This window comes from Klebsiella sp. DY2415 (genome assembly GCF_026314315.1).
In the GTDB taxonomy this organism is placed as follows: domain Bacteria; phylum Pseudomonadota; class Gammaproteobacteria; order Enterobacterales; family Enterobacteriaceae; genus Klebsiella; species Klebsiella ornithinolytica.
Map to the genome: position 1 here is coordinate 3290507 of NZ_CP111115.1, position 14928 is coordinate 3305434.

The following is a 14928-nucleotide window of genomic DNA, read 5'->3' on the forward strand; positions in this document are numbered from 1 at the left end:
GCGGATCATGCGCTACTGTTTACTCTGGCTCGCGGCGCTGCTGTGGGCCCCGCTTGCCGCTCACGCCGACGATAGCTGGCAACAGATCGCCCGCCAGGCCCGCGGACAGACGGTGTGGTTTAATGCCTGGGGCGGCGACCCGGCGGTAAATCGCTATCTCGACTGGGTCAGCGCGGAGGTGAAACGCGACTATGCTATCGACCTGCGCATTGTGCATATCGCCGATGCCGCAGATACGGTAAAGCGCCTGCAAACGGAAGCCCGCGCCGGGCGCAAGCATCATGGCTCCGTCGATCTGCTGTGGGTCAACGGCGAGAACTTCCGTACCCTGAAAACCGCCAACCTGCTGCAAACCGGATGGGCGGAGACGCTGCCAAACTGGCGCTATGTTGATACCCGCCAGCCGGTGCGTGAAGATTTCTCCCTGCCGACCGAAGGCGCAGAGTCCCCGTGGGGCAGCGCGCAGCTCACCTTTATCGCCCGACGTACGCAGACGCCGACGCCACCAGACAGCCCGGAGACGCTGCTGACCTTTGCCGCCGCGCATCGCGGCGAGGTCACCTATCCGCGTCCGCCGGACTTTACCGGTACCGCCTTCCTCGAACAGTTGTTGATGACTCTGACGGAACGCCCGGAAGCGCTGCGTCGCCCCCGGAGCCGCAGACGTTTGCCGCCGTCACCGCACCGCTGTGGCGCTATCTCGACCGGCTTCATCCCCTGCTGTGGCGGGAGGGGCGCGACTTCCCGGCCTCGCCGGCCCGCATGGATGCCATGCTGGCAACCGGTACGCTTCGGCTGTCGCTGACGTTTAACCCGCTGCATGCCCGGCAAAAAGCGGTCAGCGGCGAGCTGCCGAAGGACAGCTATGGCTTTGGTTTTGAGCGCGGGATGCTCGGCAATGTGCACTTCGTGACCATTCCAGCCAATGCGCGCGCCCCGGCGGGCGCCAGAGTGGTGGCCAACTTCCTGCTCTCCCCGGCGGCGCAGCTGCGTAAAGCCGATCCGGCGGTGTGGGGCGACCCCAGCGTGTTGAACCCGCAGAGCTTACCCGACGACCAGCGCCAGGCCCTGCAGGCGCTGGCTCCGCAGAACCCGCCGCCGGTACTGGCGGAACCCCACGCGGCCTGGGTTGATGCCCTGGAGCAGGAATGGCTGCGCCGTTACGGTACCCACTGATTCTGCTGGCCTGGGGAATCATGGCGCTGATTTACCTGCCCGTCTTCCCGGCCATTGCGCTCATGCTCGCGCCGGCGTTCCGCCTCGCCTGCTGGCAGGCGCTGTTCGCCGATCCTCAGATTTGGCAGGCGCTGGCGGCGACCCTGATCTCCACGCTCCTCGCGGTCGGCGGCGCGCTGCTGATAAGTCTGACTCTCGTCGCCGCGCTCTGGCCCTCCCGCGGCTGGCGGCAGCTGGCGGGACGCCTGCCGCTCCTGTTAGCCGTGCCCCACGTCGCCTTTGCCACCGGCGCGCTGCTCCTTTTCGCCGAAGGCGGCTGGCTGTATCGCGTCTGTTCCGTTTGCTCCCCGCCGGCCGATCGCTACGGCATTGGTCTGGGGCTGACGATGGCCATCAAAGAGAGCGGATTTTTGCTGTGGGCGATCTACGGTCTTCTGAGCGAAAAACGCCTGGCCGAGCAGGCTACGGTCCTGAAAAGCCAGGGATACGGCCGCTGGCAGTGTCTCAACTGGCTGATACTGCCGACGCTGTTGCCTTCACTTGCTATCGTTCTGGTGGCCACCACCGCATGGAGCCTGTCGACGGTGGATGTCGCGCTGGTGATCGGCCCGGGCAACCCGCCTACGCTTGCGGTACTCGCCTGGCAATGGTTAAACCAGGGTGATGATATGCAGCAGGCGAAAGGTGCCCTCGCCAGCCTGCTGTTGCTGCTCATCCTGGGAGGGGTGCTTGTTTGCGCCTGGGGTGGATGGCGTCTCTGGCAGCGACAGATCCCTGACCTGCGAGGCATTCGTCGTCCGCAGCCGCGCGCGCTCGCCGGACGGCTGCTGGCAATCGGCCTGCCGTTGAGCGGCCTGCTTTGCGCGCTGCTGCTGGCGGCGCTGGCGCAGAGCGCCTCTCCGCTAAGCGATAGCCTGGCGAACAGCCTGGGGCTGGCGCTTCTCGCCTCTCTGGCAGGGGCGCTTGTCTGCCTGCTGTGGCTGGAGTGCGGTCCTTCCCGCGGCGATAGCTGGGTCTGGCTACCGCTGGTTCTGCCCGCGCTGCCGCTGGCCGACGGTCAGTATCAACTGGCGCTGTATACCTGGCAGGATGGGCAATTTGCCACCGTCTTGTGGGGCCATCTGCTGTGGGTGGTTCCGTGGATGCTGTTTGTTCTGCGTCCGGCGTGGCGTCACCGCGATCCGCGTCTGGAACTGGTCGCGCGAACCCTTGGCTGGGGACGCTGGCAACGCGTCTGGCGGGTAAAACTTCCGATGCTGGTGCGCCCGCTGCTGATGGCGCTGGCGGTCGGCTTCTCGGTAAGCATTGCCCAGTATCTGCCCACCCTGTGGCTGGGGGCCGGCCGGACGCCGACATTAACCAGCGAAGCCGTAGCGCTCAGCAGCGGCGGCGATACGCAAACGCTCGCCGCGCAGGCATTATGGCAACTGCTGCTACCGGCGATGGTCTTTTCCCTGACCGCCCTGCTGGCATGGCTGGCTGGCCGCTATCGACGAGGATTACGCTAGTGCTCACCGTAAACAATCTGACCCTGACGTTGCATCACCGTCCCCTGCTGCGGGAAATCGCCTTTTCCGTTTCTCCGGGAGAAGTCCTGACGCTGATGGGGCCATCCGGCAGCGGCAAATCTACGCTGTTCGCCTGGATGATTGGCGCGCTGGAGGCCCCTTTTCACGCCAGCGGCGAACTGTGGCTCTACAACGAACGCTGCGATGAACGCCCCACCGAGCGACGGCGGATTGGGATTTTATTTCAGGATGCGCTGCTGTTCGACCACTTCAGCGTCGGGCAAAACCTGCTGCTGGCGCTGCCGGCCGACATCCGCGGCGCGGCGCGCAAAATTCAGGTGCAGCAGGCGCTGGAACGGGCCGGGCTGGCCGGGTTCTATTCCCGCGATCCGGCGACACTCTCCGGCGGCCAGCGCGCCCGCGTCAGCCTGCTCCGCGCCCTGCTGGCGCGCCCGCTGGCACTGCTGCTGGATGAGCCGTTTAACCGCCTGGATGCCGAACTACGCGCCGGTTTTCGCCGTTGGGTATTTGATGAGCTGGCGCGCCTCGCCATTCCGGCGGTGCTGGTGACCCACGACAGTGGCGATATTCCCGACCGCGGCCGCTGTCTGAATATCCGCGACTGGCAATGAAAACCCTGCTAACCTGCGTTATCGCAAAGAATTCCCCACGGAGGCAGCGGAAAATGTGCGCTCAATTTTCTCTTGTCGGGCATTTCGATGAAACGTGTTTCTCAATTGACCGCACTCGCCCTGCTGATCGGGCTTGCTGCTTCCCCCTCCTTCGCCGCTGAAACCATGCCAACGCTGACGCTCTCCGCGCTCCAACAGCAGCACGGTATCGCGATTGATACACGCCTCAGCGCGTTCTACAACGGCTGGCCCCAACAGGCTAACGGCCCGCAGGGTCACGAACCGCAGGCGCTGAATCTCTCCGCCAGTTGGCTCAGCGCCATGAACGATGAACAGCTTAGCGCGTGGGCCCAACAGCATCAGCTGCGGGCCGATACCCCCGTTGCGCTGTACGGCAGCGATACAGACAACGCGAAAGTCGCCGCGCGCCTGCAGGCCGCCGGGTTTACCCATCTCAGTACCCTTAGCGATGCGCTGAGTCACCCCGAACGTCTGCAAAAACTGCCGCACTTTGAGCAGCTGGTTTACCCGCAGTGGCTGCACGATCTCCAGCAGGGTAAAGCGGTGACCGCCGCTCCGGCCGGACAGTGGAAAGTGATTGAAGCCGCCTGGGGCGCGCCCAAATTCTATCTGCTGAATCATATTCCCGGCGCCGGATATATCGACACCAACGAGGTCGAAAGCGAACCGCTGTGGAATAAGGTCTCCGATGCCCAGCTGAAAGCACTGCTGGCGAAACAGGGCATTCGTCATGACACCACGGTGATTCTCTACGGTCGCGACGTCTACGCCGCCGCCCGCGTGGCGCAGATTCTGCTGTACGCCGGGGTGAAAGACGTGCGTCTGCTCGACGGCGGCTGGAAAAGCTGGTCCGATGCCGGTCTGCCGGTGGAACGCGGCATGCCGCCGGAACAAAAACCGGCGCCTGACTTCGGCGCGCCGATTCCCGGCCAGCCGCAGCTGATGCTGAATATGGAGCAGGCGCGCGCGCTGCTGCATCGTCAGGATGCGTCGCTGGTCAGTATCCGTTCCTGGCCGGAGTTTATCGGCACCACCAGCGGCTACAGCTATATCAAGCCAAAAGGCGAAATTGCCGGCGCCCGCTGGGGGCACGCCGGGAGCGACTCCACCCACATGGAAGACTTCCACAACCCGGACGGCACCATGCGCAGCGCGGAGGATATCACCGCCATGTGGCGACAGTGGAATATTCGTCCCGACCAGCAGGTCTCTTTCTACTGCGGCACCGGCTGGCGCGCCTCAGAGACCTTTATGTACGCCCGCGCCATGGGCTGGAAAAATATCTCGGTGTACGATGGCGGCTGGTACGAGTGGAGCAGCGACCCGAAAAACCCGGTGCAGACCGGCGTGCGCGGCCCGGATAACAGCCAGTAACCGCGTTATGCCTGGCGCTGAAGCTGCTTCAGCGTCAGGTAGCCACTGTAAATACGGGTGGCGGTGGTCAGCCAGCAGAGCGCGCCGAACAGCCACGCCAGCCAGGCGAAATATGCGGGAAACAGGCAGCACAGCACGAACAGCAGGATGGTTTCACTCCCCTCCGTCAATCCTCCCAGGTAGTAAAACGACTTATGCGCATAGCCCGGGTTGGCTATCTGATGTTTTGCCGCCAGCGCGGCAAAGGCGAGAAAACTGCTGCCGGTTCCGATAAAAGAAAAAAGCAGCCAGCCCCCGGCCACGGCGTTTTGCGCCGGATCGGCGATAATAAACCCAAACGGTACCAGGGCATAAAACAGAAAGTCGAGGGAGATATCGAGAAATCCCCCCGCGTCGGTCAACCCGCGGCGACGCGCCAGCGCGCCATCTACGCCATCGAGAAGCCGGTTCACGACAATCGCCGCCAGCGCCGCCCCGTACCAACGAAGCCCCAGAAACGGCAGCGCCAGAACACCAATGGCGAAGCCCGTCAGGGTCACGCCGTCGGCAGAGACGCCGAGGCGCTCCAGCCGCGCGGCGCAAACATTGAGCAAGGGTTTCAGGCGAGGATGCAGATGACTATCGAGCACAGCATATCTCCGATGGGCTAAAGGTTGTCTGGCAAAGATAAAGGCGGTGATAATAGGCCATTATCCTGCCCGGAACGATGATTCAGATGCAAAAAACGCTTGATGTTGTAGCCGCCATTATTGAACAGGACGGCAAAATTCTGCTGGCGCAACGCCCGCCCCATGCCGATCAGCCCGGCCTATGGGAATTTGCCGGCGGCAAAGTGGAGCCCGGCGAGAGCCAGCCGCAGGCGCTTATCCGCGAGCTGCAGGAGGAGCTCGGCATCACGGCGGAGGTTGAGCGCTATATCGCCAGCCATCAACGGGAGGTCTCCGGCCGCCTGATTCACCTGCACGCCTGGTGGGTGGCGCGCTTTAGCGGCCTTCCTGCCGCCCACTATCACCGTCAGCTGCGCTGGTGCACGCCGCAAGAGGCGCTCACCTTCGACCTTGCTCCGGCAGATATTCCGCTACTGAACGCGTTTATTGCCCAACGCGCCGCCGATCTTCCCCGCTAATTCCCTGCCACTGGCGTCATCGTTTTTAGTTATGACTGACGCCAGATTATAAATTTTGCTGTCTGGATAATTTTTCCTTGCTTGCCTAACGATTCCCGGTGTTATAGTCGGAAAATCGGTCTTTTCAAGGGCCGAATAATAAAAAAAGAGATACAAAATCATTCAGATTGCATCGGGCGGCCGCAGAAGCGCTCCCGAAGCGGGCAGCGAAGCAATCTGCAACGTGACGCGTATACATGCAACCACAACCATAAGGGGAAATTATATCTATGGATCAGATGTGCACTCTGGAAAGTTTTCTCACCCGCGTTCAACAGCGCGACCCGCATCAAACCGAGTTTGCTCAGGCCGTCCGCGAAGTTATGACCACGCTGTGGCCTTTCCTTGAGGAAAACCCGCGCTATCGCCAGCTCTCTTTGCTGGAACGTCTGGTTGAACCAGAGCGTGCTATTCAGTTCCGCGTCGTCTGGGTCGACGACCGCAATCAGGTTCAGGTTAACCGCGCGTGGCGCGTGCAGTTCAACTCGGCAATTGGCCCGTACAAAGGCGGCATGCGTTTCCACCCGTCGGTTAACCTGTCGATTCTCAAGTTCCTCGGCTTTGAACAGACCTTTAAAAACGCCCTCACTACGTTGCCAATGGGCGGCGGAAAAGGCGGCAGCGACTTCGATCCGAAAGGTAAGAGCGACGGTGAAGTGATGCGCTTCTGTCAGGCGCTGATGACCGAACTGTATCGCCATTTGGGCCCGGACACCGACGTTCCGGCAGGCGATATTGGCGTGGGCGGTCGTGAAGTCGGCTTTATGGCCGGGATGATGCGTAAACTCTCCAACAACAGCGCCTGCGTGTTCACCGGCAAAGGGCTCTCCTTCGGCGGCAGTCTGATTCGTCCGGAAGCGACCGGCTACGGTCTGGTGTACTTCACCGACGCGATGCTCAAGCGTCACGGCCTGGGCTTCGAAGGGATGCGAGTCGCGGTTTCCGGTTCCGGTAACGTGGCGCAGTATGCTATCGAAAAAGCGATGGCCCTCGGCGCCCGCGTGATCACCGCCTCCGACTCCAGCGGCACCGTTGTCGATGAAGCTGGCTTTACCCCGGAAAAACTGGCCCGTCTGTGCGAAATCAAAGCCAGCCGCGACGGCCGGGTTGCCGACTACGCCCGCGAGTTTGGTCTGACCTACCTTGAAGGCAAACAGCCGTGGTCCGTTCCCGTGGATATCGCGCTGCCTTGCGCCACGCAAAACGAACTGGACGCCGATGCGGCGCGTCTGTTGATCGCTAACGGCGTGAAGGCCGTTGCCGAAGGCGCTAACATGCCGACCACCATCGCCGCCACCGACCTGTTCCTCGATGCCGGTGTGCTGTTCGCCCCTGGCAAGGCCGCGAACGCCGGCGGCGTCGCCACTTCTGGCCTCGAAATGGCGCAGAACGCAGCCCGTATGAGCTGGAAGGCGGAGAAAGTCGACGCCCGCCTGCATCACATCATGCTGGATATTCACCACGCCTGTGTTGAATACGGCGGCGAAGCGCAGCAGACCAACTACGTCCGCGGCGCCAATATCGCCGGTTTCGTCAAAGTGGCCGATGCCATGCTGGCGCAGGGCGTCATTTAAGACGTCGTGGTTCCCTGCCGTCGTCCCCTGACGTCCGGGGATGAGCGGCCCGTCATGCGGGTCACTGAAAGGTGACCCGCTTTTTTTGGTTTATCGCAGGCCAGGGCGAGCCGGTAAACGGTGGCTGGCGTGAAAGGGGCTTCGCATTCTGGCGCATGTTTCTGTGGGATATTCCGTTCACCATAAGTCCCGCGTATTTCTGTTTCCTGCGCTGCAGGTGAACGGCCCAGGGCCGGTTTCGCCCGGCCCTGGGAACCCGGCATTGCGGCAGGAAAAATCGTCGCGACACGATACCTTCGTCTCCGCCGTCTGGCTGTTCGGGGACGGCAAGAGGTCACCTCCCTGTAAGGCTTGCCTGCGCCTCAGCGATTTTCAGCCGCGCCAGCCCCCTGCGGCATGTCCTGTTATTCCATGCTGACCATTCCGCCGCTGAAAAACCTTCAGCAAGGATATCGCAACGTGACGGCCACGGGAGGACAGCGCGGGGGTTAAGGCGCGTCAGGAACACGGGCGAAAACGCAGGGGCGCATCGAGGACTGGCCGCAGGACAAAAACGCCCGGTGCGTTTTTGAACGACGTCAGCGTTTGGCCCCGGCGGGTGAGTCCCATGGCTGGGACGAATAAGGCGGCCAGAGGGCAGGTCGAGACAGGGAGGTTGAGTCCCGCCCGGTCCGCCAGATGAAGCCGGAGTGGAGCATACCGCGCAACGGCCGTTTTCAGCGCAATGCCGGGGGGCATCGGAGGCGAGCGAAACGCCCCCCATGCCGTTACCCCGCAGCGGGTATGAGAAAAGTGTCGAATTTATCGTGAACGGAACATGCCACAAAAGTGAACGGAATACTCCCCAGAACACATACTCCAGAATATGCTCCCCCTTTCGCGCAAACCAGCGTAAAACGACATCCCTGGCTTAATAGCGAACGACGGGACAGAAACTCCTGCAGATATATTGAAAACCTGACAGCGCCGCATAAGAATCGGTCTGCCGACCCTTAAACGATCGGCATTACGGAAGACCGGTTTTTTTTATGGATTTTCCGCGGCGGAGTCCGCAGCGGGCTTCTTGTCTTTCGTTTTAGCTTTGGTTTTACCTTTGCTGAAACTCTTTTTAGCGCCTCCCGGCGCGACAATGCCGCGGAACTGACGCACCGGCGTACTCCTGGCCTGCTCAATCAGCTGATAAAGCGTGCCGACCAGCGGCTGCATAAAGTCCTGATAACGGCACTGCTTCTCGCTAATTTGCGTCAGTACCGACTCCCAGTGAGCGGTCATATCCGGCCGGGCAGCCATCTCCGGCAGGGAGTGAATCAGCGCACGTCCGGCATCGGTGGAGTGAATATAGCGCCCCTTTTTAACTAAAAAGCCCCGCTTAAACAGCAGTTCGATGATCCCGGCGCGGGTCGCCTCCGTACCCAGACCGTCGGTCGCACGCAGAATTTTTTTCAGTTCTTTATCCTGCACAAAACGAGCAATCCCGGTCATCGCCGACAGCAGCGTTGCATCGGTAAAATAGCGCGGCGGCTGAGTTTGCCGCTCCACCACTTCGCCCTTTTCACACAACAGCTCGTCGTCTTTGGCCACCACCGGCAGCGGGGTACCGTCGTTCTCTTCATCCCGCTCTTTGTTACCCAGCAGCGCGCGCCAGCCGGCTTCGGCGAGGAAACGCGCTTTGGCGACAAATTTGCCATTGGCAATATCAAGATCGATCTGACACTTGCGGAAGACCGCATCCGGGCAGAACTGCATCAGATACTGGCGGGCAATCAGGCCATACACCTTCTCTTCGTTATCGGACAGTTTCACCTGGCTGCTGCGGGCGGTCGGGATGATCGCATGGTGCGCATCCACTTTTTTATCGTCCCAGCAGCGGTTGCGGATTTCCGGATCAACCACCGGCTGCGGCAGCAGATCCGCCGCATGAACCGCGATGGCATTAAGAACCGCATGCCGACCGGCAAAATGCTCCTCCGGCAGATAGCGGCTGTCCGAACGCGGATAGGTAATCAGTTTGTGGGTTTCATACAGTTTCTGGCAGATATCCAGCACGTTTTGCGCGCTAAAGCCAAAGCGCTTCGCCGCCTCAATCTGCAGCGTCGAAAGCGAAAACGGCAGCGGCGCCGGCTCAGAATCCCGCTTATCGTTGTAGGCGGTCACCCGCGCCGGCTGGCCCTCAATGCGCGCCACCACGTGTTCGGCCAGCGGACGATGCAGCAGACGCCCCTCTTCATCCTGATACGGTTCGCAGGCATCGCTCGGCACCCAGGTGGCAACGAAACGCTCATCCTTCGGCGTCACGATATGCGCCTTGACGTCAAAGAAATCTTTGGCGACGAAATTCTCAATCTCTTCATCACGCCGCACGACCAGCCCCAGCACCGGCGTCTGCACCCGCCCGACCGACAGCACCCCCTGGTAGCCGGCATTGCGGCCGAGCAGCGTATAGGCGCGGGTCATGTTAATCCCGTACAGCCAGTCGGCGCGGGCGCGGGCCAGGGCCGAAACGCACAGCGGAATAAACTCGCTGTTGGCGCGCAGACGAGCAATCGCCCGCTCCACCGCCTGCGGGTTGAGATCGTTAATCAGGCAGCGCTGAACCTGCTGGCGCTTTTCTGGCGCCAGCTGCAGATAGTCGAGAACTTCGTCTACCAGCAGCTGCCCCTCTCTGTCCGGGTCACCGGCGTGAATCACCTCCTGCGCATCGCCCAGCAGACGCTTGATGACGTTGAGCTGTTTGGTGACCGACGGTTTGGGCTGCAGCTGCCACTTCTCCGGCACAATAGGCAGGTCGAGCAGATTCCAGCGCGCATAGCGCCCGTCATAGACGTCCGGCTGAGCCTGCTCGAGCAGATGGCCGATACACCAGGTGACCACCTGCCCGTTACCGCACTCAATGTAGCCATCACCTTTGCGATGCGGTTTGGGGAGCACGTCGGCGATTGCGCGACCGAGACTGGGTTTTTCCGCAATAAACAACCGCATGTAATCAACGGATCTCGATCATGGGACGTCCGCCGCGTGCGGTCACCAGCTCGCCGATGGCGGCAAGCTTAATGCCGAACTCTTCGGCTGCGGCGCGCACTTCGGCTTCCGCTTCCGGCGTCACCGCCAGCAGCAGACCGCCGGAGGTTTGCGGGTCACACAGCAGATCGCGCCACGCCGCCGGCATGTCGCCCATCAGATGGCCGTAGCTGGCAAAGTTGCGCCCGGTGCCACCGGGAACGGCGCCCGCGGCAATGTACTCTTCAACGCCCGGCAGTTTCGGGATATCCGCGTAATTGAGTAGCGCCTGAACACCCGCCCCGCGACACACTTCGCTCAGATGGCCCAGCAGGCCGAAGCCGGTGACGTCGGTCATCGCTTTTACGCCGCCGATGGTGGCAAAGGCCGCGCCGGCGAGGTTCATCTGGCACATGGTTTCCGTCGCCAGCCCCTGGTGCTCCGGTTTGAGCAGCGATTTTTTCTCTGCGGTGGTCAGCACGCCAATGCCTAACGGCTTGGTGAGATAGAGTTTGCAGCCCGCCTCGGCGGTGCTGTTTTTCTTGATCCGCTCGGTCGGCACCACGCCGGTGACCGCCAGACCGAAAATCGGCTCCGGCGCGTCAATCGAGTGGCCACCGGCCAGGGAGATGCCCGCCTGCTGGCAGGCAAAACGCCCGCCTTCCACAACTTCGCGGGCAATTTCCGGCGCCAGGGTATTAATCGGCCAGCCAAGAATGGCAATCGCCATAATCGGTTTTCCGCCCATCGCGAAAATGTCGCTGATGGCGTTGGTGGCGGCGATACGGCCAAAGTCGAACGGACTGTCGACTATCGGCATAAAAAAGTCGGTGGTGCTGATGATGGACGTCCCGTTGCCAAGGTCGTAAACCGCCGCATCATCACTGGTCTCATTCCCCACCAGCAGGTTCGGGTCGATAAACTTCGCCCGATCGCTCTTCAGAATGGTTTCCAGTACTTTAGGGGAAATTTTACAACCACAACCGGCTCCGTGGCTGTATTGCGTTAAACGAATAGTTTGCTCGCTCATGGACATCTCCTGTCATTGCAATCCCGCTATGGTAGCGCTCAAACGCCAAGGTGGTAAGTATGACAGTCCGAAATCGCGAATGGTTGCTCATTAAGCAGACAAATAGACGATTTTGCGATGGACAAGCCGCATTACCTCGCCATCTTCACTTTTGCTGAAAGTCCGGCATGGCTAAAGATAGACAAAATGCGGAGCGGCGGGTCGATAAAATCAGCGCCGGCCACCGTCAGATTCTTCGTCCGGGATCCTGCCCCGCTCTCACACTCAACGGGCCCGCCTGCCAGCAAGCGGCAGCGCGCCGCTATGGCGCTTTTCGACGTAGCTCAAGCGTAAAATCATAGTAATCATTCAGGCACCAGGTCCGGGTGTATTCCACGGGCCTGTCATCGGAGGTGAAGCCGATCCGGGTCACCAGCAGAAGCGGCTCATCTTGTTTGATGTTCAGATAGTAAGCCAGCTGACTGTCCGTTGATACGGCCCGGAAATGCTGAGTTGCCCGCAGCACCGGTGAGCCTTTTGTCTCCAGGTGCAGATATAACGATTCATCCATTTCGCTGATTTTATCCAGCAGATGCGCAGGCAAAACCGCCGTCTGCAGGGAAACGGCGATACCGTTAATTTTCCTCAGCCGGGTCAGCTCGACAATTTCACTTTGACCGTCTGTCAGTTGCAGAGCGCGGCGCTCCTCCTGGGTCGCTAACCGCCGCAGATATCCCACCAGCTCGCTTTGCGCTGTGCCTCCGCTCGCTGCCGCCATTTCACTAAAACTTTCCAGCGACGGCAGGGACTGGCGCACCTGCGGAGCCACGAAGGTACCGGACCCCTGATTCCGAATCAGAACCCCTTCCTCCAGCAACTGCTGTAATGCTTTTCGGGCTGTGCCTCGCGCAATTTTCAGCATCTCTACCAGCGCCCGTTCTGACGGCAGAACATCGCCTGGACGCAGCCGGCCTTCAGCAACGGCTGACTTAATGGCGTTAACCAGCTGCATATACAGCGGCAACGCGCTGGATTCATCGAGATAAAACCCGGGATGCGAAGTTGTGTTCATCGTCTCTCTGCGCAAGTGGTGACTGGTCCAGCTCCTGTGAACCAATTCTTAACCAATAATCGATCGTTGTCATCCCCAAATCAGACGCAGAGAAAAGCCTCTCAGATCACAAAATGGCCATTTTGTCGTAGTCAGGATCTCTTTTTATTCAGTATGGTTCACTAATGGTACACAAGTGGTTTAGTTTTAATTAAACCAAAGATGGCCGATGACGACTGAGGTGAATTTATGCAGGGAATTTTTTTCGCCAGCATCCAGCGACGGGTCGAGGCGCGGATAGTGCCTGCCCAGGCCGCAGGTAAAATCAGAGAACGAATTCAGCAACGAGGCATATCCCGATGAAAACTAAACGCTTGCTGGACTGCTGTGCCTCCGATTTTGTATCGATGAATAAAGAGCAGCTGCTGTATGCCATTCGCGCCAGCGAAGGTCGGGTAATGGTCAGCGAATCTATCGCCATCACTCAGCCATTGCTGAACAATGTCACCAATGCCGAGCTTGCCGCATCGCAGGGTGCGGATATCTTGCTGATTAATATGTTTGACAGTGAAAACCCGCATATTGAGGGGTTGCCTGCCGATATCGCGCCGGACAAAACGTTGCATGAACTGCAGCGCCTGACCGGGCGTATTATTGGTGTCAATCTGGAGGCGGTAGACCCGGAATTTGCGGTTGCCCATGACGATATCTGGAAAATGAGACCGGGGCGCTCGGCAACGGCTGACAATGCCCGTAAGCTGGTCGCGATGGGAGCGAAAATTCTGGTGTTAACGGGCAACCCGGCTAACGGGGTCAGCAACCGGGCGCTGGGGATAGCAGCCGAAGAGATTCGCCAGGCGGTGGGCGACAGCGCGGTGATTATCACCGGGAAAATGCACGGTGCGGGAGTGGTGCGCGAAAGCGGCAGCAGCATTATCAGCGAGCAGGATGTTATCTGGTTCGCCGCCCAGGGGGCGGATATTGTGTTGCTCCCGGCCCCAGGCACGATACCGGGAATGAGTCAGCAACGTGTGGCATCGCTTATCGATACTGCGCATGCGCATGGCGTGCTGGCGATGACGGCGATTGGGACCTCCCAGGAAGGCGCTGATGTCGGCACCCTTCGTCAGATAGCGTTGATGAGTAAAATGGCGGGCGCCGACCTGCACCATATTGGCGATACGGGTTATATGGGGATGGCATTACCGGAGAATATTCTGGCCTACAGTATTGCTATTCGCGGGGTCAGGCATACCTACACCCGCATCGCGCGTTCGGTTTATCGGTAAACAGGTATCATCGGTACCTGAGTCGTCTCTCATCCGGCACAGAAAAACGCGCCGAATGAGAGAGTGTAGAGCCTGTCCCGGTAGGCGTTATAGCACAGGCAGTTTGCACAGGGACCGCGGTGAAACCACGGCGTACAGGTCGTTCGTGAGTCTTCGCTGCGCTCCCCCTTCGGGCGGCCCTGAAAGGCGTTCAAAGATACATCGTTGTGAGCACGCCCCGGGTCAAAATGACCAGCAAAATCGTCCTGTTGAGACCGGCTCTTGATTTCAGCAAAACAATGGTTCGTTAACTTTGCGTCAGTTTCGCGCCATTGTTCCTCTCCACCACAATAAGGATATCCTGATGAAAAAGCGTGTACTCGCCCTTTGCTTTGCCAGTCTCTTTTCGGTTAGCGCCTTTGCGCTGGTTCCCGCCGGGAATGATGCCACCACTAAGCCCGATCTCTACTATCTGAAAAATGCCCAGGCCATTGACAGCCTGGCGCTGCTCCCGCCGCCGCCGGAAGTGGGCAGCATTGCGTTTTTAAACGATCAGGCGATGTATGAGAAAGGCCGTCTGCTGCGCGCCACCGCCCGCGGCAAGCTGGCAGCAGAGGATGCCAACCTGAGCGCGGGTGGCGTGGCCAACGCCTTCTCCGCGGCATTCGGCTCTCCGATCACCGAAAAAGACGCCCCGGCGCTCCACAAGCTGCTCACCAATATGATTGAAGACGCGGGCGATCTGGCGACCCGGGGCGCGAAAGAGAAGTATATGCGTATTCGTCCGTTTGCCTTCTACGGCGTGTCCACCTGCAATACCACCGAACAGGATAAGCTGTCGAAAAACGGCTCCTACCCTTCCGGACACACCTCTATCGGCTGGGCTACCGCCCTGGTGCTGGCTGAAATCAACCCGCAGCGCCAGAATGAGATTCTCAAACGCGGCTATGAGCTCGGTGAAAGTCGGGTGATCTGCGGTTACCACTGGCAGAGCGATGTTGACGCCGCGCGGATTGTCGGCTCAGCGGTGGTTGCCACCCTGCATACCAATCCGGCCTTCCAGCAGCAGCTGCAAAAAGCCAAAGACGAGTTTGCGAAACAGCAGAAATAGTCGACGCGACAGCCCGGCGGTTCACGCCTGCCGGGCTATGCT

Annotated in this window: 11 protein-coding genes and 1 pseudogene; 8 read left to right on the forward strand and 4 right to left on the reverse strand. The window is 60.2% G+C overall.

Going from position 1 to position 14928, the window contains the following annotated elements:
* Window positions 1-7: 7 nt before the first annotated feature.
* The 4 genes and pseudogenes from OQV00_RS15640 to OQV00_RS15655 all read left to right on the forward strand — a co-directional run bounded on the left by OQV00_RS15640 (window position 8) and on the right by OQV00_RS15655 (window position 4711).
* Window positions 8-1176: pseudogene (locus OQV00_RS15640) on the forward strand (ABC transporter substrate-binding protein).
* Entirely contained in the window at window positions 1149-2684 is a 1536-nt protein-coding gene (locus OQV00_RS15645) for an ABC transporter permease subunit (protein WP_071359330.1), read from the forward strand. Before OQV00_RS15640 ends, OQV00_RS15645 begins: the two are co-directional and overlap by 28 nt.
* Window positions 2684-3316, forward strand: a complete 633-nt coding sequence (locus OQV00_RS15650) for an ATP-binding cassette domain-containing protein (protein ID WP_004860866.1) — start codon at window positions 2684-2686, stop codon at window positions 3314-3316. The genes OQV00_RS15645 and OQV00_RS15650 overlap by 1 nt, the downstream gene beginning before the upstream one ends.
* A gap of 87 nt (window positions 3317-3403) precedes the next feature.
* Window positions 3404-4711 carry a sulfurtransferase gene (locus OQV00_RS15655; RefSeq protein WP_032717261.1) on the forward strand — a complete coding sequence of 436 codons (1308 nt, stop codon included), beginning with the start codon at window positions 3404-3406 and terminating at the stop codon, window positions 4709-4711.
* 5 nt (window positions 4712-4716) lie between these two features.
* On the opposite strand, the gene OQV00_RS15660 is transcribed toward OQV00_RS15655, so the two are convergent.
* Entirely contained in the window at window positions 4717-5340 is a 624-nt protein-coding gene (locus OQV00_RS15660; RefSeq protein ID WP_015584597.1) for a CDP-alcohol phosphatidyltransferase family protein, read from the reverse strand.
* Window positions 5341-5426: 86 nt separating this feature from the next.
* On the opposite strand from OQV00_RS15660, the gene OQV00_RS15665 reads away from it, so the two are divergent.
* Window positions 5427-5837 carry a pyrimidine (deoxy)nucleoside triphosphate diphosphatase gene (locus OQV00_RS15665; protein WP_004860854.1) on the forward strand — a complete coding sequence of 137 codons (411 nt, stop codon included), beginning with the start codon at window positions 5427-5429 and terminating at the stop codon, window positions 5835-5837.
* Between the two features lie 269 nt (window positions 5838-6106).
* A complete protein-coding gene (gdhA, locus tag OQV00_RS15670) occupies window positions 6107-7450 on the forward strand; it encodes an NADP-specific glutamate dehydrogenase (RefSeq protein WP_004860851.1) in 1344 nt (447 codons plus the stop codon).
* Window positions 7451-8476: 1026 nt separating this feature from the next.
* On the opposite strand, the gene OQV00_RS15675 is transcribed toward gdhA, so the two are convergent.
* The 3 genes from OQV00_RS15675 to OQV00_RS15685 all read right to left on the reverse strand — a co-directional run bounded on the left by OQV00_RS15675 (window position 8477) and on the right by OQV00_RS15685 (window position 12528).
* Complete coding sequence (locus OQV00_RS15675) at window positions 8477-10429, reverse strand: DNA topoisomerase III (RefSeq protein ID WP_065906346.1); 1953 nt, start codon at window positions 10427-10429, stop codon at window positions 8477-8479.
* A 4-nt stretch (window positions 10430-10433) separates the two neighbouring features.
* Complete coding sequence (gene selD, locus OQV00_RS15680; protein ID WP_004860839.1) at window positions 10434-11477, reverse strand: selenide, water dikinase SelD; 1044 nt, start codon at window positions 11475-11477, stop codon at window positions 10434-10436.
* A gap of 301 nt (window positions 11478-11778) precedes the next feature.
* Complete coding sequence (locus OQV00_RS15685; protein WP_004860836.1) at window positions 11779-12528, reverse strand: GntR family transcriptional regulator; 750 nt, start codon at window positions 12526-12528, stop codon at window positions 11779-11781.
* Window positions 12529-12866: 338 nt separating this feature from the next.
* On the opposite strand from OQV00_RS15685, the gene OQV00_RS15690 reads away from it, so the two are divergent.
* The gene (locus tag OQV00_RS15690; RefSeq protein WP_004860832.1) at window positions 12867-13796 is read left to right on the forward strand and encodes a DUF7916 family protein; all 930 of its coding nucleotides are present in this window, start codon (window positions 12867-12869) and stop codon (window positions 13794-13796) included.
* A 343-nt stretch (window positions 13797-14139) separates the two neighbouring features.
* The gene (gene phoC, locus OQV00_RS15695) at window positions 14140-14886 is read left to right on the forward strand and encodes an acid phosphatase PhoC (RefSeq protein WP_004860829.1); all 747 of its coding nucleotides are present in this window, start codon (window positions 14140-14142) and stop codon (window positions 14884-14886) included.
* Window positions 14887-14928 lie beyond the last annotated feature (42 nt).

Bases quoted from the DNA above. Each gene is read 5' to 3' on its own strand.
- OQV00_RS15690 (WP_004860832.1), top strand. From the start codon at position 12,867: ATGAAAACTAAACGCTTGCTGGACTGCTGTGCCTCCGATTTTGTATCG.
- OQV00_RS15665 (WP_004860854.1), top strand. From the start codon at position 5,427: ATGCAAAAAACGCTTGATGTTGTAGCCGCCATTATTGAACAGGACGGC.
- gdhA (WP_004860851.1), top strand. From the start codon at position 6,107: ATGGATCAGATGTGCACTCTGGAAAGTTTTCTCACCCGCGTTCAACAG.
- OQV00_RS15645 (WP_071359330.1), top strand. From the start codon at position 1,149: ATGGCTGCGCCGTTACGGTACCCACTGATTCTGCTGGCCTGGGGAATC.
- phoC (WP_004860829.1), top strand. From the start codon at position 14,140: ATGAAAAAGCGTGTACTCGCCCTTTGCTTTGCCAGTCTCTTTTCGGTT.
- OQV00_RS15655 (WP_032717261.1), top strand. From the start codon at position 3,404: ATGAAACGTGTTTCTCAATTGACCGCACTCGCCCTGCTGATCGGGCTT.
- selD (WP_004860839.1), bottom strand. From the start codon at position 11,477: ATGAGCGAGCAAACTATTCGTTTAACGCAATACAGCCACGGAGCCGGT.
- OQV00_RS15675 (WP_065906346.1), bottom strand. From the start codon at position 10,429: ATGCGGTTGTTTATTGCGGAAAAACCCAGTCTCGGTCGCGCAATCGCC.
- OQV00_RS15685 (WP_004860836.1), bottom strand. From the start codon at position 12,528: ATGAACACAACTTCGCATCCCGGGTTTTATCTCGATGAATCCAGCGCG.